Origin of the sequence: Perlucidibaca aquatica, from assembly GCF_001676655.1 — a bacterium.
GTDB classification, from domain to species: Bacteria; Pseudomonadota; Gammaproteobacteria; order Pseudomonadales; family Moraxellaceae; genus Perlucidibaca; species Perlucidibaca aquatica.
Genome location: NZ_LZDB01000002.1, coordinates 1,468,050 through 1,489,429 on the forward strand (window position 1 = coordinate 1,468,050; position 21,380 = coordinate 1,489,429).

The 21,380-nt window shown below is 57.1% G+C and carries 12 protein-coding genes; 4 read left to right on the top strand and 8 right to left on the bottom strand.

The features are described 5' to 3' along the window. Positions 1 to 63: 63 nt before the first annotated feature. Positions 64 to 1,101 carry a rod shape-determining protein gene (locus tag A8710_RS10630; protein WP_068860795.1) on the bottom strand — a complete coding sequence of 346 codons (1,038 nt, stop codon included), beginning with the start codon at positions 1,099 to 1,101 and terminating at the stop codon, positions 64 to 66. A gap of 211 nt (positions 1,102 to 1,312) precedes the next feature. Here A8710_RS10630 and gatC point away from each other — a divergent pair, with 211 nt between their 5' ends. From gatC to A8710_RS10650, 4 genes are read left to right on the top strand one after another with little or no spacing between them, the layout of a single operon-like run. Beyond that, positions 1,313 to 1,600, top strand: coding sequence for an Asp-tRNA(Asn)/Glu-tRNA(Gln) amidotransferase subunit GatC (gatC, locus tag A8710_RS10635; RefSeq protein ID WP_068860374.1), 288 nt, complete (start codon positions 1,313 to 1,315; stop codon positions 1,598 to 1,600). A 25-nt stretch (positions 1,601 to 1,625) separates the two neighbouring features. Beyond that, positions 1,626 to 3,092, top strand: a complete 1,467-nt coding sequence (gene gatA, locus A8710_RS10640) for an Asp-tRNA(Asn)/Glu-tRNA(Gln) amidotransferase subunit GatA (RefSeq protein WP_068860796.1) — start codon at positions 1,626 to 1,628, stop codon at positions 3,090 to 3,092. A gap of 13 nt (positions 3,093 to 3,105) precedes the next feature. After that, the gene (gene gatB, locus A8710_RS10645; RefSeq protein WP_068860376.1) at positions 3,106 to 4,560 is read left to right on the top strand and encodes an Asp-tRNA(Asn)/Glu-tRNA(Gln) amidotransferase subunit GatB; all 1,455 of its coding nucleotides are present in this window, start codon (positions 3,106 to 3,108) and stop codon (positions 4,558 to 4,560) included. A 4-nt stretch (positions 4,561 to 4,564) separates the two neighbouring features. Next, a complete protein-coding gene (locus A8710_RS10650; RefSeq protein ID WP_068860378.1) occupies positions 4,565 to 5,323 on the top strand; it encodes a hypothetical protein in 759 nt (252 codons plus the stop codon). Positions 5,324 to 5,326: 3 nt separating this feature from the next. Here A8710_RS10650 and A8710_RS10655 read toward each other — a convergent pair whose 3' ends face one another. From A8710_RS10655 to bioF, 7 genes are all read right to left on the bottom strand, one after another. Next, positions 5,327 to 13,753: a Calx-beta domain-containing protein gene (locus A8710_RS10655; protein ID WP_068860380.1), complete on the bottom strand. Its 8,427-nt coding sequence runs from the start codon at positions 13,751 to 13,753 to the stop codon at positions 5,327 to 5,329. A gap of 151 nt (positions 13,754 to 13,904) precedes the next feature. Continuing rightward, positions 13,905 to 15,683 (bottom strand): acyl-CoA dehydrogenase C-terminal domain-containing protein, encoded by a 1,779-nt coding sequence (locus A8710_RS10660; protein ID WP_068860382.1) that lies wholly within the window; start codon positions 15,681 to 15,683, stop codon positions 13,905 to 13,907. A 119-nt stretch (positions 15,684 to 15,802) separates the two neighbouring features. Next, positions 15,803 to 17,590: an acyl-CoA dehydrogenase C-terminal domain-containing protein gene (locus A8710_RS10665; RefSeq protein WP_068860384.1), complete on the bottom strand. Its 1,788-nt coding sequence runs from the start codon at positions 17,588 to 17,590 to the stop codon at positions 15,803 to 15,805. A 236-nt stretch (positions 17,591 to 17,826) separates the two neighbouring features. Then, positions 17,827 to 18,522 carry a dethiobiotin synthase gene (bioD, locus tag A8710_RS10670; RefSeq protein WP_068860386.1) on the bottom strand — a complete coding sequence of 232 codons (696 nt, stop codon included), beginning with the start codon at positions 18,520 to 18,522 and terminating at the stop codon, positions 17,827 to 17,829. A gap of 33 nt (positions 18,523 to 18,555) precedes the next feature. Next, entirely contained in the window at positions 18,556 to 19,335 is a 780-nt protein-coding gene (locus A8710_RS10675) for a methyltransferase domain-containing protein (RefSeq protein WP_068860388.1), read from the bottom strand. A 27-nt stretch (positions 19,336 to 19,362) separates the two neighbouring features. Beyond that, a complete protein-coding gene (gene bioH / locus A8710_RS10680; RefSeq protein WP_082968805.1) occupies positions 19,363 to 20,178 on the bottom strand; it encodes a pimeloyl-ACP methyl ester esterase BioH in 816 nt (271 codons plus the stop codon). Then, positions 20,175 to 21,377 (bottom strand): 8-amino-7-oxononanoate synthase, encoded by a 1,203-nt coding sequence (bioF, locus tag A8710_RS10685; RefSeq protein ID WP_227513012.1) that lies wholly within the window; start codon positions 21,375 to 21,377, stop codon positions 20,175 to 20,177. Before bioF ends, bioH begins: the two co-directional genes overlap by 4 nt. Between the last annotated feature and the right edge of the window lie 3 nt (positions 21,378 to 21,380).

Sequence of the window (21,380 nt, forward strand, 5' to 3'; positions counted from 1 at the left end):
ATGTCTTCAACGAAAATATGAAAAAGCCGGCACATTGGCCGGCTCTTAACACCCAGCGACGACTTAGTCCTGGAACAACATGTCGTAGGCGATATTGTCGATAAACTCGAGTGCACGACCGCCGCCACGAGCGACGCAGGTCAGTGGGTCTTCCGCTACAATCACGGGAAGGCCAGTTTCTTTGGCCAAGAGCTTGTCGAGGTCACGCAACAGCGCGCCGCCACCGGTTAGCACCATGCCACGCTCTGCGATATCCGCGGACAACTCCGCCGGCGTTTGCTCCAGCGCGCTCTTGATGGCCGTCACGATGCCAGCCAGTGGGTCCTGAATAGCGCCCAAAATTTCATCGGAGTTGAGCGTAAAGGTGCGTGGCACGCCTTCAGCGAGATTACGGCCACGGACTTCAATTTCACGCAGCTCGCCACCGGGGAAAGCCGTACCAATTTCTTGCTTGATGCGCTCAGCTGTGGCTTCGCCAATCAAGCAGCCATGCTGACGACGAACATAGGACACGATGCAATCATCAAACAAATCGCCACCGATTCGTACCGAGTCGGAATACACCGAACCCGACAGCGAGATCACGGCAATTTCAGTGGTACCACCACCAATATCCACAACCATGGAGCCACAAGCCTGTTCAATCGGCAGGCCTGCACCAATGGCAGCAGCCATCGGCTCTTCAATCAAGCGCACTTCGCGTGCACCCGCGCCCAGCACGGACTCGCGGATGGCACGACGCTCAACCAATGTCGACTTGCAAGGCACACAGACCAGTACACGAGGACGCGGCGGCATAAAGCCTGTGTCATGCACACGCTTGATGAAGTACTGCAGCATTTTTTCGGTGACTTCAAAGTCAGCAATCACGCCGTCTTTTAAAGGACGAATAGCGGCGATGTTTCCCGGTGTACGGCCCAGCATACGCTTGGCATCCATACCCACTGCCACGACCGTTTTGGTGGCGCCCGACGTGCGAATCGCAACGACAGATGGCTCATCCAGCACGATACCGCGCTCAGGCACATAAACCAGTGTGTTAGCGGTACCGAGATCGATAGCGAGGTCGGTGGAGAACATCCCAAGAAGGCGTTTAAACAACATGAGCAATTCCGATTTGATGAGCGCGTGGCGCCGCGCAAAGAAGCCTAGCCTGCAACAGAGGTGTGACAAGCGTTAAAGTGCTGCTAGGTTAAACAAAGAGACCATTTTGGACAAGTTCTGTTCTGTGATAACTTGCGTTCTTTAATGCACTCGCAATCCTTTATGGCCGCCCGCAAACGCAGGGCGGCATCGTCTGGAGTTCGCCCTCATGGCCCTGACCACCGATCAGGTGGCGCGTATCGCCCATCTTGCCCGTTTGCAACTGCCCTCTGAAGAAAATGTGCGCGTCACAGACAGTCTTAATAACATTTTGGGGCTGATCGATCAGCTTCAGGCGGCCAATACCCAAGGCATTGAGCCCATGGCGCATCCTCTGGATGCCACTCAGCCCCTGCGTGCAGACCGCGTAACCGAATTAAATCAACGAGATACTTATCAAAGTATTGCCCCCGCCGTTCAGGATGGGTGCTACCTCGTGCCCCGCGTCGTCGAATAATTTAGTAGTAGAAACCGCTATGACTTTGCATACCCTAACGCTTGCCGACCTAGCCCTCGGACTGGAGCGTCGCGATTTTTCCAGCGTGGAACTGACGCAGCATTTCCTTGATCGCATTGCGCGCTATGACAATCCCGCTGAAGGCGGCCTCAATAGCTTCATCACCGTCACCCCAGAGCCTGCACTCGCCCAAGCAGTGGCCGCCGATGCCGCACGAAGCAGCGGTACAGCCAGCCTGCTCAGTGGCATTCCGCTCGCTCAAAAAGATATTTTCTGCACCCAGGGCGTGAAAACAACGTGCGGCTCGAAAATGCTCGAGAGCTTCATTTCGCCGTACAACGCTGAAGTCATTAGCCGCTGCGACGCGGCCGGCCTGGTCATGCTCGGCAAGACCAACATGGACGAGTTCGCCATGGGCTCGTCGAACGAGACCTCCTACTACGGGTCGGTGCAGAACCCATGGGATGTCACCCGCGTGCCCGGCGGCTCCTCCGGCGGCTCCGCTGCGGCGGTAGCGGCACGCCTTGCTCCGGCGGCATCCGGCACCGATACCGGTGGCTCGATTCGCCAGCCGGCGGCACTGTGCAACCTCACCGGCCTCAAGCCCAGCTACGGCCGCATTTCGCGCTGGGGCATGATTGCCTTCGCCTCCAGCCTCGATCAGGCCGGCCCGATGACGCAGACCGCCGAAGACGCCGCCCTGCTGCTGCAGGTCATGGCCGGGCACGATGCCAAAGACTCGACCTCGATTGATCATCCGGTGCCGGATTATCGCGCCAGCCTCAATGATTCGCTGCAAGGCCTGCGCGTGGGTCTGCCCAAGCAATTCTTCGGCGATGGTCTAAATGCCGACACCGCAGCTCTGATTCACGCCGCCATCAAGGAGATCGAGAAGCTCGGTGCCACGGTGGTGGAAGTTGACCTGCCCAACAGCGGGCTGTCGGTGCCGGCCTATTATGTGATCGCGCCTGCCGAGTGCTCGTCGAACCTGTCGCGTTTTGATGGCGTGCGCTTCGGCCATCGCTGCGAAAATCCAAAGGATCTCGAAGACTTGTATAAGCGCTCGCGTGCCGAGGGCTTCGGTGCCGAAGTGCGTCGTCGCATCATGATCGGCACCTATGCGCTGTCGGCCGGCTACTACGATGCCTATTACCTGCAGGCCCAGCGCGTTCGTCGCCTGATCAAGCAGGATTTCGACATCGCCTTCCAGCACTGCGATGTCATCCTCGGCCCGACCGCACCGGAAACGGCGTTTGCACTCGGCGCCAAGCAGGAAGATCCGATCGCGATGTATCTGCAAGACATCTACACGATTGCCACCAATCTCGCCGGCCTGCCCGGCATGAGCATTCCGGCCGGCTTCGTGCGCGGCCTGCCAGTGGGACTGCAACTGATCGGGCCTTATTGGAGTGAGTCTCGCCTGCTCAATGTGGCGCATCGCTATCAGCAAGTGACTGACTGGCACCGCCAGCTGCCCACCGCTTTCGCTTGAGGAAACACGGATAATGACTTGGGAAATCGTCATCGGGCTGGAAGTGCATGTTCAGCTCAACACACAATCGAAAATCTTTTCTGGTAGTTCCACCACGTTTGGTTCAGAGCCGAATACGCAGGCCAGCCTCATTGATCTGGGCATGCCGGGCGTATTACCCGTGCTTAATGCCGAAGCCGTTCGCCACGCTGTCCGTTTCGGGCTGGGTATTGAAGCTGAGATTGGTCGTCACTCAGTATTTGCGCGTAAGAATTACTTCTACCCCGACCTGCCCAAGGGCTACCAGATCTCGCAGATGGATCACCCCATTGTGGGCAAGGGTCACATCGACATCACACTCGATGACGGCACGGTAAAGCGTGTTGGCATTACCCGTGCGCACCTCGAAGAAGATGCTGGCAAGTCGCTGCACGAGAACTTCTCTGGCATGACCGGCATTGATCTCAACCGTGCCGGCACGCCGCTGCTGGAGATTGTTTCTGAGCCGGACATGCGCTCGGCAAAAGAGGCCGTGGCCTACGCCAAGGCCATCCACGCGCTGATCCGCTACCTCGATATTTCCGATGGCAACATGGCGGAAGGCTCTATGCGCTGCGACTGCAACGTGTCCATCCGCCAGCCCGGCCAGCCCTTTGGCACGCGCCGTGAAATTAAGAATGTGAACTCGTTCAAGTTCATCGAAAAAGCCATTCAGGCCGAAGTGCTGTGGCAGATGGACGAATTGGAGTCGGGCCGTTCCATCGTGCAATCCACCGTGCTTTACGATGTCGCCAAGAACGAAACGCGTGCCATGCGCAGCAAAGAAGAAGCGAACGATTACCGCTACTTCCCGGACCCTGACCTGCTGCCCGTCATCATTGATGACGCCACGCTAACGGAGATTCGTGCCAGCCTGCCTGAGCTACCAGCGGCCAAGCGTGCCCGCTTTGAAAGCGAACTGGGACTGTCGCCGTATGATGCGGGCGTACTGGTGGCGAGCCGCGACCTCTCAGCCTATTTTGAGGCCACGATGATGGCCGCCGGCGGCGTCTCTGCTGCAAAAGCAGCGGCTAATTGGGTCAGCGGTGAATTGCTCGCTGCACTTAATCGCGCCGAGTTAGAGATTGTCGACTCACCCGTTTCGCCGGAACAGCTGGGTGGCTTGATTTTACGTATTACGGACAACACCATATCAGGTAAGATTGGCAAACAAGTATTTGCCGCACTGATGGCAAAGGAAGGCGCTAGCGCCGATGAAATCATTGCAACGCAAGGCTTAAAACAAGAAACCGACACCGGCGCTATTGAGGCCGTTATTCGGGAAGTCATCGCGAGCAATGCTGCACAAGTTGAGCAATACCGCGCCAGTGACGAAACCAAACAAGCCAAGTTATTCGGCTTCTTTGTGGGACAAGTCATGAAGGCATCGCGCGGCAAAGCCAATCCAGCAGCGGTAAACGATTTGCTTAAAACCATGCTGATGAGCTGAAGATATGAAGCAGGCACCCCAGCCCTCGCTATCGTTTTTACTGATTTCTAGTGCCATTGCACTGACGCTGACCGGCTGCAAAATGAGCCCGACGGCGACGAAGCCACCGGCCTCTCCAAGCTATCGCTTTAACGCGAGCGCTGAGAGCCCGGCGTTCATTGGTAGCAACGGCTTCCAGCTTGGCCAACTCGACAGTTTGCTAAAAAACAGCCAACAAGCGAATGCGCTAACCCTGTTCGTGGGTGCAAATACCGCGTTGAAACAAGGCCGCCTCGTGGATGCAGGCCTGCTCTACCAGCAAGCACAAGTACGCCGCCTGACTGACCTGCAACGCTACCCCGCTAAACCTGACGCGCAAGCGGACGTAAAGACGGTCAATCGCCTGAAAGCTAACGTCAGTGCAGCGTTGGGGCCCAAGTTACTCGATAAGCCCAAACTCTATGGGCAGATCGCCCAGCGCCTAGCGCGCTGGCGCTGCGATACCGCGCCGGGCTACAAGCCTAGCTGGCAATTTACGCGCATGGCCCCATCCGTGACGTGCACTAGCTTTCAGCAGCAAAAAGTTCGGCTGATGCGCGATCTGTCGGTGCTGATGATGCGAGAGGAATATGCCAGCGCGGCACAGCTCGCGGAGTACTATCAAAATAGCTCTAGCTCAGTTCGTGAACTGGCAGGCCTGAAAGAGGGCTATGACCGGGCTTTGGCCACCATGCGCAACATTGAGCGTAAACAAAAGCGCGTCGGGTTATCGACGCGCTTTTAAAGCTTACTGAAACTGCGATAACCAACTCAGGGCGCCACTACGGCGCCCTGTTGTCATGGGCTCTTGCCGCGCCGCAGGAGACGATGGAAGTGGTGGTGGCGTCATGGGCACAACAATCGCGACCAGTGGCACTCGAATGATATTGGCGTAGGCATCACCCACATTACGCGGCTGCGTTGTGGGCACCATGAACTGCCATTGCTCACCATCGACCTCTGTGGAAGTCAGCGGCAAGAATGCATTGTCACTGTCATGGGTTGCAAAGTAGTGAATGCCGTTTGCGCCATAAACCCCCTGCTGCTCCTCACAATCCACTTTCTTATTGCCGTTCCCGCCTCGCTCGATCGCATCGTTTAGCGCATAAGCGGCCAGAACCCGAGCATCGGCACTGGACTCACCCGGCCATGGCCGCTTAACGGGGTCATCCCCTGTGCCATCATCCAAGCAGGCATCATCACGGTAGTAGGGCACGACCAAGGGGTTAGCCAAAGACGTAGCTCCCTTCAAGGCAAAGGTATACACCAGAGAGCCACTATTGCCTTTACCGGAAATTTGCTCCCAATTATTGAAGGCCAAGGGCAAATTAAAGGTCGGATCAGCCGCATCCAGGAACAACGGGCAGCGACCTTTTGCATCCGGAGGGCGTGGGCCATCGGAGGTCATGCACTGACCTGCCACCGGCGTAACCGAATCGATTTGACCAAGGTCATCGTTGATACCATCCACCGGGACCCCTTGCGGGCGCAGGGCAGTAAAGTAACGACCGGGCTCGACACCATTGGCTCGCTCAGTGGCCGTGGGCAACATGGTATTTCGGTTGTAGTCCCAGCTGGTGTAGAGGCCATCGGGCGGAATGGGATGCACACGAATTCGGTAGCGATACGACACGGCATCGCGATAGAACGTTTCCGTTTTCGTGACGTTCGTGCCCGAGTCCGCGCCCCACACTTCTCGCATGCAGCGCACCGGTCCGCAACGCTCGCCCAATAAGGTCGAGTTTGCTTCCCAATTGACTTGCTCATCCTCAAAGCCCACCAAGGAGATGGTGGAGTCTGGGGATTGCTGGAAGGCGCGGCCTTTCCAACGATCAATTAGATCGGGACGGGTGTCTTTCAGGGTGGCCCAATCCGGTTTAGCAATGCCGGGAGCCTTGATACGAATATCGCGCACCATCCAACGACCCGTGGCTTCCCAGCGGTAGGTATCCGTTTCAACCACCAGGCCATCACGCGGGAAGCGATCGGTAGAGGCGACCGGCGTTCGGCCGTCACGACAGACCGAGCCTTTGCGGTTGGGACCGTAGTTGGTATTACTCGAACCGAGAATTTCTGGGTCCTCGGGCGTGTAGAAGCTACGATCAATCCATTGATCGGCATTGGCACTGCGTAAATAACGCACATAGGTAGACTTGCTTTTAAAGCTCGAGCCACCCGCCTGCCTCACCACATAGACCACTCGCTCAGCCTGAGGGTCCGCCACATCTTGCAAGCGCACCATCTGTACCTGAGTCGCCTTGCTGGGTGACTCACCGATAGGGGCCATCGTGCCCGCATCACTGGCCATAAAGACGACTTCATCATCGTCATCTAAGGCGGCAATCGGGTCTTTCTTTCCGGCGGGATACGCTGCCTTACAGGGGTTATTCGGCGCATTTTCCGCGGCCCAATTTTCGCTATCCCAAGCATAGGTCAGCTCGGGGTCTGTGCCCGAATAAACCGAAAACGACGAGCCGGCGTTCGCTAAAAAGAAGGGGAACTTTTCATCGACTTGCACCGGAATTTCTTCAAATGCACTTCCTGTCCATTTGTAGGCCGCGACTTCGTCTACGGGCGTACCCAGTGGCAAGGCCTGACCTGCCGCCGGGTATAGCATCATGCCGTTATGGGCATCGCGTACTTCGCCGATTTTCAGGGGATCTCGAATCGCATTCAGGGCCGCTAACGACTCGGTCTCGCCCGACTGCCCGGTAATGTTTGCGCCCGAAGGGAAGGGGTAGCCCTGCCCCTGTGCCGCTGGAGATGACCATCCCGGCAACTGCGCGCCGGTCAGTACCACCGCTTCCACGGAGCGTGCAGGCTTGATGGCGGCCACAGCCGACACCGGATCATCTTGCAAGCCCAGGAAGCGGCCTATGCCATCAAGCAAACGCTCGAACATGCCCTGCGGGTCCGGTGCCGCCGATGCGGCACCGGCGATGGCCGATGCGGGGCCATCATCACCACTGAAGGCATCTGCTAATGAACCGCCAAACTCGGTGAAGGCAAACTGACCTGCATCCATAGCCCCGGCAAAATCGCCGTTGACCAGAGCCGCAATGACCGTATTCAAGTTGGCTCCGAACTCCGCCACAGCGCCAATGATGCCGCTTCCGTAACCGGCTTCTGCAACCTCGTTGCTTGGTGGGGTATTGGACGGCGGCAAGGGCGCCGCATCACCGGTAAACGACACGCCGGCACCATCCATCTGTGGACAGGCTTGCGGTGTGGCCAACAGGTCCGTATAGACTAAGCGGCCGTCAGTTCGTAAGAATCTGGCCTTTTGACAGCGGCCAATAATGGTATTGCGAGGGTACTCATGTGGATCAAAATCATCGGCATTGGGTGGCCTATTGTCTTCTGGTGGAATCGCCGTTTTACCTTCGTCATAGATGATGATTCCGGAACCGGCAATGCGCTGACGGTCGGCATAGCCGGCTTCATCGAATAACGCCAAACCGGCCAATGGGCTGGCATCGGGGTAACGCAGCGTCAGGACATCTGCACGACTTGCAAAGCAGTGTTTTACATCACCGGAACACTGGTTGGGTCGTTTAAAGAAGACATCCGCGCCCTCTACACCCATGGTGCGCGCCATGACTTCGGCACTTATCATGGTGACCTGATGATCTGCAAAACCCGGTGTTAGCAAAATTTTCTTTGCTGGCAATGGCTTACCATCCAAACCGGGCAAGCTGTGATTAGGCGTACCAAGCACATGGCTACGGCCAGCAACCGTTATGGTCCTGCCCACACCATCCCCCAGATTCTGGGCGTAGCCGTTGTTTTCAGAGCGATCCCATAGCATCTGAATCAAACTCAGCCCTAATTGCTGATCGATGGGGTTTTGATAGGCCGCATACATGAGTCGGGCATAACCATCAAAGTCCACACTGCGTTGCAACAGGGTGCTGTAGTTCATACCGGGCACGCCCAATACGCCGCGATGGATGTCTGGCGACACGGCAACGACCACGCCACCGTCAATGCCACCCTGACTATTACCGTCGTAGAAGACTTCACGGTTATCAATCAGCGGACGGCCATCGGCACTGCGGAACGCGGGGTCAGCGATAAAGCCATCCTGCGCTTTCAGCAAACGCCCCATCACCACAAAGTTCAAGATGCCCTGCTGAACGCGGTCCGACAGGGTTGGAAAGCCTGACAAATCGAGCAAGAGTGTGGCGGCATTGGCCACATCAGCAACGCCGGACATACCGACCCAATCCGTGGCACAGAAGGTGTAGTTATGCTCGCCACCAAAGCGACGTAACTGACCCTGACCGATCTCGCCGCGACTCCCGAATAAGCCATGCCCATAGAGCGAGACACGCGAGGGCTTAACGACCATTTGAGTGTCGCTGCCACTGCTTCGGCTGCCCGAGAATGCTGCGCGAGGAATATGGCAGGTGAATGGCACGCTGACGGTCGGCTGTGCGGGGAAGGGCTTGGGCGTCTCATAGACACCGGGGTTGGGTGTGCCAAACCAGAATTTGCCGCCCACCTGTCTGTCCACATCACCTTGACCGGTATTGCTCACGGGACGATCAATAAAATTCGTGACCGTCATCGTGCCGTTAATCACACGGGCGATGCAGTTTTCGGTGGCGCCGCCATCACGACAGTCACCGGCACTGGCCACATAGGGCTGATCTACCACGGAGGTGATGGTGAAGTCTGGCGTACCCGCCGCCAGCGCTTGGTCACGCATAGCCACTAACCGGCCCGTCAAGCTGCGCTCACTCGCCACGGTAAAGTCCCAGGCACTGTAGAGCGACTTAGGATCAATGCCGGCCTTGTTTTTCAGGGTCAGCATAATGTCGTCCAGTGCGGCACAACGCTGCGCTACCGCCGGCAATTGCCTCAGCGGGCTATCGGCTTGATCACGACATAAGTTGAAGCCGGGTGTGGAGGCAATGAGCTTGCCGTCACTATCACGCAACTTACGCAGCGCCACGATATAGCGGTGACCATTTTCAAAGTTGATGCCCGGACGAATGATGAGCAACGGCCCGGGGTCGCTGGTGGGGTCATTACCATCCCGCGCATCGTTAATGGGCTTGGTGGCGCCATTGCAGCCTGAACGGAAAGTCTGCACGGCATTGGTAATGTCATCTTGCCCACCCAAGTCCGCCAAAGTTTGAAGCGGCGCGGGAATATCACAGGACGTGTAGCCGGTAATATTGGCATCCAACTCCGCCCAAACTAGGTGCGGCTTATTGTCGGTCACGTCATAAACCACAATGGCCGAATCAGGATGCAAGCTATTTTCCATGCGCTGATCAAAGCCGGGCTTACCGATTCGAGGCACTGGTACGCCGACAGCCGCCGTTTTGTCTAAGCTCAGGCCGGGCACGCGAATGAGCAGTGTTTGGCCTGGCGAAAAACCATCGGCACGATTTTGATCGGCAGGATCAATCGGTTTTCCCGCCACATTGCGTGGCATGGCCAGCGGGTTAAAGTTCACTCGCAGGCCCGTTTCAGTTTCTCCCGCTTGGGTGAAATGATTGTTCGGGAATGGCAGCAAGCAATTGGCTGGATCAATAAAATCACAGCCCCGCGCCGATGCGTCCAACACATCGGTCAGCAACGTTAGATCGTTCGCACTGGCACCGCTGGGCGCTGGAGTTCCACCGCCACCGCCACCACCCGGAGCATCTGGAAGCTCAGGAAGCCCTGGAATACTACCGCTACCTTCGGCGAGTGCATCAAACACCGCGCAGGCAGGCTCAAGTGGCCCAGCGACGGTGTGGCAGCCCTCTGCCAAGAAATTAATCCCGTCTTTGAAGCCGCCCAACAATCCTTCGGGAAGGCCGAGCAGCTGCATGAGTCGATCCTGACCCACGCCGACAATACAACTACCAAAGTCCATCGCGATTTGGCAGTCGGTAATGGCGGGCGGCAACAAGGAAGGGTTCGGTGGCTCTACACCAAATAAGGGGGCATAGGCCTGAGCCCGCAATAACGGCGCGGTTAATGGGCCAAGCGATACGAACTCTTCATAGGCCGTGCCGGGCACTAGCAGCCCTGTTCCGCCCGAAGGGTCTACGTAGCTAAACTCTTCTTCCGGAATAATGTAGCCAAAGCTGTTATGCGTCAGCCCGAGTAATAGCGTGTGGCGCTCAGGCTTGGCCTGCGTTAGCGGCGAGTCATTGGCCAATCGACGAATCATCTGGCCATAGGTGTTCGTGGCCTCGCCCGGAATAGTGACAATTTCCAAACGATTTTTTGCAGCACTGGTGGCATCGTCCGTACCCAAACTAATACGACTGACGAGTGTTCTGGCCACCGGAGCCGGCTGCGGCAACTGATTCTGCACCGCCTCAAACTGGGCCACCGCGTCTGCTGGCAACTGGTCAAAGCCGGGAATATCGTCCTTGGGGACTTGGCTAAACTGGTAGTAGCCGTTGAACTGACTCATCAGCCCCAGCGCCACAAACAGGGGGTTGGAAACGGGAAGCACCGCTTCTTTGTGGGCGACCGTCATGACGGGATCAATCGCGACCGAGTTACTGGCTAGATAACTAAAGGCTTTGGCTGCTAAGGCCTTGCCGCGCGACTTAACGCGGGCATACTCCGTGCTGCCTTCAGTGGGTCCGCCAGGGGATGCATCAGCAATCGGGCCGTTAAAATACAGGCCAGTCGATTCAAAACGCTCCTCCAACGCTTCGGTGACGCCGATGGGGTAGTCCGGATGAGGGACTCGCACCACCGTATTATCAGGCAACTTGTAATCGTCATTGCCGATGGATGTTGGGTGAGCCGCATACTGCATCAGGCTGCCCACTAACTGCTCACTCTCGCTGTCCGTGTCATCAGCCTTTGCCATCAGCAGGGTAACGGCGGGATCGGCTTGATGCTGTGCTTCATCACGATATTTCGGACGGCGATAGTTATTGAATTCGTCTGCATCACCACGTGCCATGCTCAGGCGAGCCGGGCGACTTCTGTTGATGGCCAAGGTAGTGGCTCGTTCTACGCCTCCGACTAAGGCTTGTTGTCGCCAGCTCTCAGGCACCCCACCCCACAGACCTTGCAAGTCAGCGCCCGCGTGCGAGTGAGTTTGTCCAAAGAGGACATTGCGCGTAGGAATACAGAGGTTCATTTCGCAGCTAGCGCGATTCACCGCAGCCTTAACGGCATCTTGAATTAAGTTACCGGCACCAATGGCATCGAGGGTGACGAAGGCGATGCGCTCCGATGTTTTCGGATCCAACAAGACCATGACACGGACATTGATGTCATCCACGCAGGTCGCCGGATTGCGATTCGTCGCGCTAATTTCCGGACTGAAACACCGCGCTCCCGCAGGCGGATTGGATACGGGCAGCGGTGGCTCACCGGCACGAACTTCCGGCAGTGGGCCATAGCCCGGCAGCAGCTTAAAGGGCCCAAAGCCGTAACCGCCTAAGTGGAAGAACTGCAGACGCGTGCCACCCGCGTAAGACTCCACTTCACCTGCAATCTGCGAATTCGTGGGTGTTGCAACGGCTTTCGCGCTGCCGACTTGGAATAGCTTTAATGCTTCATCATTTTTCAGCTGAACCGTTGCGGACTTCTCCGCTTGGCCTACTAAGTTAGCCACAACCGCAAAGGACTCATCGCGCTCTTCAAATAGATCACCCTTAATCGTGATCGGTAATAGCACAGAGGTCGCACCCTTAGGCACCATCACAACAGCATGCGTGATCGACTCAAAGTCGGCACGCTCACCCTGACTCCGCGCACTGCCAGGTGCAGTGCGATAGTGCAGTTCCAGCACACGATCCGCCGCCTCAGACAACGTCGCTTCTACATTCGCGACACTGCTGCCATTTCCCTCGGCAATCGACAGGTTTTTCAACGACAAGGTTGGCAGGGTTTCAACACGGTCATCGTCTTGAATGGTGATGGTAGCCGGCGAGCCATTCACCTGAACGCCCGCATCGACAGCCGTTACCGCCAGGCTGAAGCTTTCGTCGGTCTCAACCAGAGTGTCTTGAACTACGGTGATCGGAATTTGGAAACTCGTGACCTGAGCCGGAATGGTCAGCAGCGACTCGGTACGCACAAAATCTTCGCCTGCTTTTGCGGTGCCGTTTGTTGCCATCACGCGAATACTTAATGCTCGGTCTAGCTGCCCCTGACGCAGTAGCGTCACGAACGTGTCACCCGCACTTTCGGGCAATGTCGCGGGCGCCAGCGTGAGTACCACGGGGGCACCCACGGTATCGTCATCTAAGATGTCGATGTTAATCACCGTCGATGGCAAGGTGGCATTGCTGGGTGAGCTCAGCAAAACCGTGAAACGTTCATTGGCTTCGGCTGCGCTGTCGCCACGAACGGTGACAGGAATACGCTGCGTGACATTTCCAATCGGGAAAGTGACCGTGCCACTGGTCGCCACATAATCGCTGCCCGCACTGGCGGTGCCGGCGACCGTTTCAAAATTGACCGTGACGATTTTGTCGCTGGCTGCTGAGAGCTTTAGCTCCACCAGCACCTCATGATCTGACGACCCTTCCAGCACCGATAGAGTCGACAATGTAGGGGAAATTACCACCGGATCTGTCGCACATAGGCCATCGGGATCTTGGTTGTTTTGAATATCCTGCTCGCTACACGCCAAATGCTTTCCAGCCACTTCAGCCGTGACCAAGCTGCGGTTTTTCGACTGCAGGTAACCCATGAGTTTAGGGTTTTCAGCCGCCAGATTTTCTGGCGCCACATTGAGCTTCACTTCAGTAATTTGCTCGCCGGCGGGCAACTTACTCAAGTCCTCCTGCGCGGCACGCAAATCAATCCCATTGGCGGTGTTTTTATCGGCATCCAGCGTTTGGAGAATGCGTGCGAGGTTAAGCACGCGACGATCATCGAGCGCAGCGCCGGGAAAAATATCCCGGGGCGTCATGATGGCCTTAGCCAAAATCGGGCCATCACCTAAAGGCAAGTTGGGCATTAAGGAAAAGCGCGCCTGACTACCTGGGCGGTAAAGGAAGCGGCCCGCACTATCGGTTTGACCCGATGCAGACTCTGTTTGATAGAACAAACCTTGCACGGGGCTATCAATAAATCGCCCGGTCTGATTTCGGTCTTGGGTAGTGACTTCACTGCAACCCATTATGGCGAGCGATAGCGATGCTACCGTGGCAAATGCTGAAAAAGGCGTGCGTGCAAGACGAGTAATGGCAAGCATAGGTCGATCCACTTATTATTTTTATTGTTACTTTGTGTAATTTTTTGATTATGAATCGTTACACCAAACCCCCTTCAAGGCAAGGTTTCATTAGGCCCGGTAACAAAAAACCCGCCGTAGCGGGTTTCCTGTTTCAGCAGGGATGAAGGGCTTAGAAGCTGGAGGCTTCCAAGGCCATCATCATGTCTGAGCCGGCCTTCAATGCACTCACACGCGCCTTCAACTCGGGCAGTAAGCGTGCAAAGAAGAAACGGGCCACGACTAATTTGTCGGCATAGAACGCACCCTGCTGCTTCCCAGCGGCCTGCGCCATGAGCAGCCACATGTGGGCATAGCAGAGCAATCCAAAGGCATGAAGGAAGTCCACCGACGCACCACTGATTTCATTGGGCTGCGTACGTGCAACCGAGAGAATCCATTCGGCTGCCGAGGCAATGTCATTGGCCGCTTCAGCCGTAGCTTGGGCAAACCCTGTCAGCGCCGCATCCTGCTCAGTCGCCGCGACCAACGCACGAACTTCCGCTAAGTAGGTGTTGATGAACGCACCGTGGTTGCTCACCAGCTTCCGACCCACCAGATCCAGCGCTTGAATACCGTTTGCGCCTTCATAGATTTGTGCAATGCGGGTATCACGAACTAACTGCTCCATGCCCCACTCACGCACATAGCCATGACCGCCAAAGACTTGTTGCGCTTCAACACAGGCATCAAAGGCTTTATCGGTGAGGAAGGCCTTAGCCACGGGCGTCATGAGCGCGACGATATTGGCAGCAGCCGCTTTCTCATCGTCGTCGGTGCTGTATTTGGCGAGATCGAGATACTTCGACACATACATGGCAAAGCAACGACCGGCCTCATTGTGGGCACGTACTTTTAACAGCATACGACGCACATCGGCGTGTACCAGGATGCTGTCGGCGGCTTTTTCCGGTTGCTTAGCGCCGGTTGCAGAACGGCCTTGAATACGGTCTTTCGCGTAAGCCGCCGCATTCTGATACGCCACTTCGGAGGCACCAATGCCCTGCAAGCCCATCGACAGGCGCTCGTAGTTCATCATCACGAACATGGCAGCGAGGCCTTTGTTCACTTCGCCAACCAGCCAGCCTTTTGCGCCATCAAAATTCATCACGCAAGTAGCCGAGGCTTTGATGCCCATTTTATGTTCGATATTACCGGCAGATACCGCATTGCGTGCGCCTACCGAGCCATCGTCATTCACCAAGAACTTGGGCACCAAGAACAACGAGATGCCTTTCGAGCCGGCGGGAGCGTCGGGCAGTTTGGCCAGCACCAAATGAATGATGTTCGACGTGAGGTCATGCTCACCGCCGGTGATGAAAATTTTCGTGCCCGAAATTTCGTAGGAACCGTCGGCCTGAGGAATGGCTTTAGTCTTGATAATGCCTAAGTCGGTACCGGCGTGTGGCTCGGTTAAACACATGGTGCCAGACCACTCGCCCGAATAAATCTTGGGCAGATAGCGCTCATTAAGCTCATCACCGGCATGCTGCGACATCGATAACGCCGCACCAATGCCCAGCAAGGGATACAGAGCAAACGACGGGTTAGCACCAAAGAGAATTTCTTCGGTCATGACCGTGACCATTTTAGGCATGCCCTGACCGCCCCAGCGCGGGTCGGCACCCAAGCCTATCCAGCCGCCTTCGCCATACTGCTTGAAGGCATCTTTGAAGCCGGCGGGCGTGGTCACGACGCCATTGTTAAACGTTGCACCCTCTTCATCGCCACTGCGATTCAGCGGAAAAACTACGTTCTCGTTGAACTTGGCCGCTTCTTCCAAAATCGCGTCTACGGTGTCGCGATCCACTTGTTCCGCCAGTGCAGGCAAGCGCGCCCACAGCTCGCTAGCCTGAAAAACCTCGTCGAGGATAAAGCGCATGTCGCGCAGCGGAGCCTTGAAAACTGGCATAGTAAATCCCTCTCAGCTAAGGCGCCTGACTCAGCCAGCGCGCCGCAATTTAATCTGAAGTGAACAGACAGAAGCCCGCGAATGCGGGCCTCTGTGTACCACGAGTGCTAAATCCGACCTTAGAAAGCGAAGGCTTCGGCGTCCAACTGCATGAGCACATCAACGCCGCCGTCGATGATATCGGCGTGCGACTGGGTGCGCGGCAGGATCTTCTTGAAGTAGAACTGCGCGGTCTTGATCTTGGCTTCGTAGAAGGCCTTGTCGCCTTCACCCGCTGCGATCTTGTCCTGTGCAACCTTGGCCATCCAGGCCCAGAGGTAACCCAGCACCACATAGCCCGAGTACATCATGTAATCGGTAGCAGCTGCACCGGCTTCATTCGGGTTAGTCATGGCCTTCATGCCGATCTTCATGGTCAGATCGCCCCACTCTTTATTGACCTTGGCAAGTGGGCCAGTGAACTCGGCCATCGCAGCATTGCCCGCTTCTGCTTCGCAGAGCTTGTGCACGAGCTTGGTGAAGTTGCGCAGCATAGCGCCCTGAGTCTGCAACACTTTACGGCCGAGCAAGTCCAGCGCTTGGATTTGGGTGGTGCCTTCGTACAGCAACGCGATACGCGTATCACGAACGATCTGCTCCATGCCCCACTCGCGGATAAAGCCGTGGCCGCCATAGATCTGAACGCCGTGGTTAGCCGCTTCGTAACCGGTTTCGGTCAGGAAGGCTTTGGCGATTGGTGTCAAGAAGGACAGCAGTTCATCCGCCTTTTTCTTGGCTTCATCATCCGACGAACCCTGAAGTACGTCAGTTTGAGTGGACAGCCAGTAGCAGAGCAGACGACCGCCTTCAGCAAAGGCTTTCTGAGTCAGCAACATTTGACGCACGGCGGGATGCACGATGATCGGGTCCGCTTCCTTTTCAGGGTTGGCTGGGCCAGTCAATGCACGCATGGCCAGGCGATCACGCGCATATTCCAGTGCGCCCTGGAAAGAGCCTTCAGCCGCAGCCAGACCCTGAACGGCAGTACCGATACGCGCGGTATTCATGAAGGTGAACATGCAGTTCAGACCACGGTTTGGTGGGCCGATCAGGAAGCCGATAGCACCGTCAAAGTTCATCACGCAGGTTGCGGAAGCCTTGATGCCCATCTTGTGTTCAATAGAACCGCAAGCCACGCCATTGCGCTCGCCGCTCGGCATGAACTTCGGCACGATGAACAGCGAAATGCCCTTGGTGCCCTTAGGGGCATCTGGCAGGCGCGCCAGCACGATGTGAACGATGTTATTGGCGAGGTCGTGCTCACCGGCGGAAATGAAAATCTTGTTGCCGGTGATGGCATAGGAACCATCCGCGAGTGGCTCAGCTTTGGTGCGAATCAGGCCGAGGTCGGAACCGGCGTGCGATTCGGTCAGGCACATGGTGCCGGTCCATTCGCCGCTGATCAGCTTGGTCAGATAGACCTCTTTCTGTTCCGGCGTGCCATGCGCTTCAACGGTATTAATCGCGCCGTGCGACAGACCGGGGTACATGCCAAAGGACCAGTTTGCGGTGCCCATCATTTCGCTTAAGGCAACACCGACAGTCGGTGGCAGGCCTTGGCCGCCGTGCTCAACTTCAGCCGACAAAGAACCAAAGCCGAGCTCAACGTACTTGGCATACGCTTCTTTAAAGCCCTTAGGCGTGGTCACAACACCGTTGTCAAAATGGCAACCTTCTTCGTCGCCAGAACGATTGATCGGGGCCAGCTCGCCTTCACAAAACTGAGCTGCGGCTTCCACAACGCTGTCGATCAGCTCGCGATTCGTGTCGGCAAACTTAGGCAGGCCGGCGTAGAAATTTTCCAAACCCAGCACGTCGTGCATAACAAACTGCATGTCACGCTGCGGAGCTTTATATTGAAATGCCATGTTGAGTAACCTCAGTAATGAATGGGCAATGCCCGCTAACTAATCTGGCGAAGTGAGCCACCGCGAGAAAACAGACCCGACTCGGCTTCGACAAGGTACTGAAGTGTAGTGAATAAAAGGTAGTCAACCCAGCCCATTGTGTGACTGATGGTTCACGACTTACAACCCTTGCCACTACTCGCTTCAGACTGCATTTTTCGCTGATCGATGACACACCGCACTAGGACAAATACTGCTCAGCTTAAAGTCGGCAACGAGAGTGCCGTTAAGTTCAGTGTCTGCGCCCGATCAGACGGGGTAGCTGCAGGCTGCCAAGGCACAATGCCGAGACAGGGTGCGGGCAACAGGCTGTTTAAAGTCGCTAGGTTATCGGCCGCGTGAGGCCAGTCTGCTGCGAGATGATTACCCACCCAACCTGCCAGCTTAAGGCCATCACGTAAAATCGCTTCCGCTGTCAGAATAGCGGCATTCAAGCACCCAAGGCGCAGGCCCACCACTAAGATCACCGGCAAGTTGAGCTCTTTTGCCACGCTCGACAATAACTCGCGATCATTAATCGGCACGCGCCATCCGCCCGCACCTTCCACCAGCGTGAGCTGAGCGCGACGACTCAAGCTACCTCGCACATACCCGGTGAGCTGGGCGGCCGTGATGCGACGATTCGCCAGGCGCGCGGCAATATGCGGCGAGCAGGCCTCTGGCAAGGCCACCGGATTGACCTCATCGTAAATCAACTTGGGGGACGTGCTGGCAGCCAGCAGCGCAAGGGCGTCGGAATTACGCAACCCGTCTGCGGTCATCTCACAGCCTGCTGCAATAGGCTTCAGGCCAAGGGTGCTATAGCCCTGCGCGGATGCGGCATGAAGCATGGCCACCGCCACGGTGGTTTTACCCACATCGGTATCGGTGCCAGTGACAAAAAACGCGGGCATATTGCCTCCTAACTGAACGCGCTGGGTTTAGCGCTAGGCCTGTAAATGAATACGCCACACTTCATAGCGCAACGGGATGCCTCGCGATTCTCGTGCGGCCTCCAATCGCTGCTGCAACTGCTGCAAGGCTTGCCGAGGTGACACGCTTGCACGGACGGTCGTGGGCCGCTGAGCCGTTACGCCTAACTCCCTGAGCGTGCTCAGCCAAGCGGACGGTGAATCATGAAACTCCTCATAGGTCTCAATCTCTGCCTGCCGCAAGGTCCACGGCGAGACCTGCAATGCTCGTTGCCAATCCGCCAGTGGCAACAGGGACGCTCCCGCTCCACTGGCAGCCCCGCGTGCCGACAAACTGCCCGCCACGGGAATCACGCAAAAGGCGTGGCCACCCGGCGCACACACCCGATGCAGTTCATTCAGTGCTTGTGAGGGGTCATCACACCAGTGCAAGGCAAAGTTGCTCAGCAGGATATCCATAGACGACGACGCAAAGGGCAAAGCTGCCGCGTCCGCGCAGACCTTGAAGACCGACGCATGAGGTGCCGATTTTACGCTGTGTAACATGCCCTCACTGAGATCCAAGGCATACATCGTGGCCAAGTCCAAACCCGCTTGTTGGTGCAATTGCTGAATCAACCAGCCCGTGCCACAGCCCACATCCAAAATACGTAGCGATGGCGATGCCGCGTGCAGGTGCGGCAGCGCCGATAACAACAGGCGCTGGGCGCTTTGCTGCTGCAGTTGCGCGAGGTCGTCATAGCGCGAGGCAGCGCGGTCAAATCGACGCCTTAACAGCTGCTGCCAGGCAGTCATATCAACACCCTTGCATCGCTCATCCGACTAGCCAAGCTGCGCCACCAAAAACGGCATGGCATGCGCTAAGAAGGCGTCAGGCTCCGCTAAAAAGGGCACGTGGCCGCTCTGCGCCAATACGCAAATGGCCGTCGGCTCCAGCGCAGGCTTCAGCTCTGCCAACGCCTGCGCCAGCGCTGCCGGCACCAGCACATCGTTTGCGCCCAGCAGCGCCATCACGGGTTGCGTTAATCGACGGAAGTCATCGCGCACATCCAACTCGGACAGCAGACGCAAGCCGCCGCGCAAGGCTTGAGGGGCGGGTAAACCCTGCAAATACACAATCTCTTGCAGAAAGCGGATGTCCTCTTTCATGCGCTGAGAGCCCCGGCATTGCAACGACAAAAAGCGAATCAGGGTGCCTTCTGGGTCTTCATCATAAAAGTCACGGAATTGCTGAAACTGCGACGCGGCCATCGCCGCCGTCCAGCCTTCGCGCTGCACAAAGCTGGGGTTGGTCGCCACCAATAACAGCGCCTTGACCCGCTGTGGATGGCGAGCGGCAATGGCTGTGGCAATCTCGCCGCCCAGCGACCAGCCCATCCACACGGCAGAAGCCGGCGCAACCGCCAGCACCAGCGACATCACATAGTCCAGATCGTAATCGCCTCGGGGTAACGGGCTGCGGCCCATCCCCGGCAGATCAATGACGGTGACTTGATAATGCGCGAGCAGAGCCGGCACGATGGGGTCCCAGACGACCGAGTGCAGGCCCCAGCCATGGAGTAGCACCAAGTCCGGAGCCGCTGCACCCGCAGGGCCGGTGCAGGCATAGGTGTCGTGGTAAAGCACTAACGCCGTCATGTAGTCATCTCGGTTGCAAATTCGGGGGCCAGCTCAGCCATGGCTAAGAGCAGCGAGGCCAGCGCGGCATCGTCATGACTGGCCGATAACGTTAGGCGTAAGCGCGCCGTGCCAGCGGGAACCGTGGGCGGGCGAATGGCGCCCACCCAGAAGCCGCGCTCGACTAGCGCTGCACTCAAGGCCAAAGCGCGCTCAGACGAGCCCATGTGAATCGGTTGTATGGGCGTGGCACTGTCCATCAAGGTCCAGCCTTGAGCCTGAAGCCCAGATCGCAGTTTGGCCGTTAGCGTCTGCAGACGCTCGCGGCGCCAATCATCCGCACGCAATATGCGCAGCGCATGGCGCGTGGTTTCCGCCAGAGCCGCAGGCAGCGCCGTGGTGTAGATCGCCGTACGCGTGGTCTGCTGCAACACATCCATCAGTAACTTAGGGCCAGCGGCAAAAGCGCCATAAACCCCAAAGGCCTTGCCTAAGGTGCCAATGCGCAGCGGGACAGCATTGGCCGGCAATCCCAGATGATCGATGCTGCCGCGTCCTTGCGCACCGAGCACGCCGAATGCATGTGCCTCATCGAGCATGAGCAGGGCATCGTGCTGCTGGGCGCAGTGCACCAGCTCGGCCAGCGGTGCGAGATCGCCGTCCATGCTGAACACGCCATCACTCACAATCAGTCGTCGCCGAGCGGGGTTATCGCGGAGTCGTCGCTGCAGATCCGCAACATCACCGTGAACATAACGCTGATGATGAGCACTGCTAGCGAGGCCACCATCCAGCAACGAGGCGTGATTTAAGCGATCCTGAAAAATGGCATCGCCCTTACCGGCGAGTGCTTGCAGCACACCAACATTAGCCAGATAGCCATTCCCAAAGAGCAGCACCGACTCCACGCCAAGCCAGTCGGCCAGCTCTTCCGCCAGTGCCTCATGGGCTTGGTGATGCCCACAGACCAGCCCTGCCGCACCTGCCCCCACGCCCAGCGTGCGAGCGGCATGAGCCAAGGTCTCAGCCAGTGCCGGCTCATTGGCCAGGCCAAGGTAATCATTGCTGCAGAAGTTGTGCAGCCAACGCCCCTCGACTTGAACTAACGGCCCTTGCGGCGACTGCAAGGGCCGTTTCACGCGCAACAAATGCTGCTCGCGGCGTGCCGTCAGCGTGTCCTGCAGCCAACCTTGCCAGTTCGGTGAAAGCCCTTGTGTCACTCG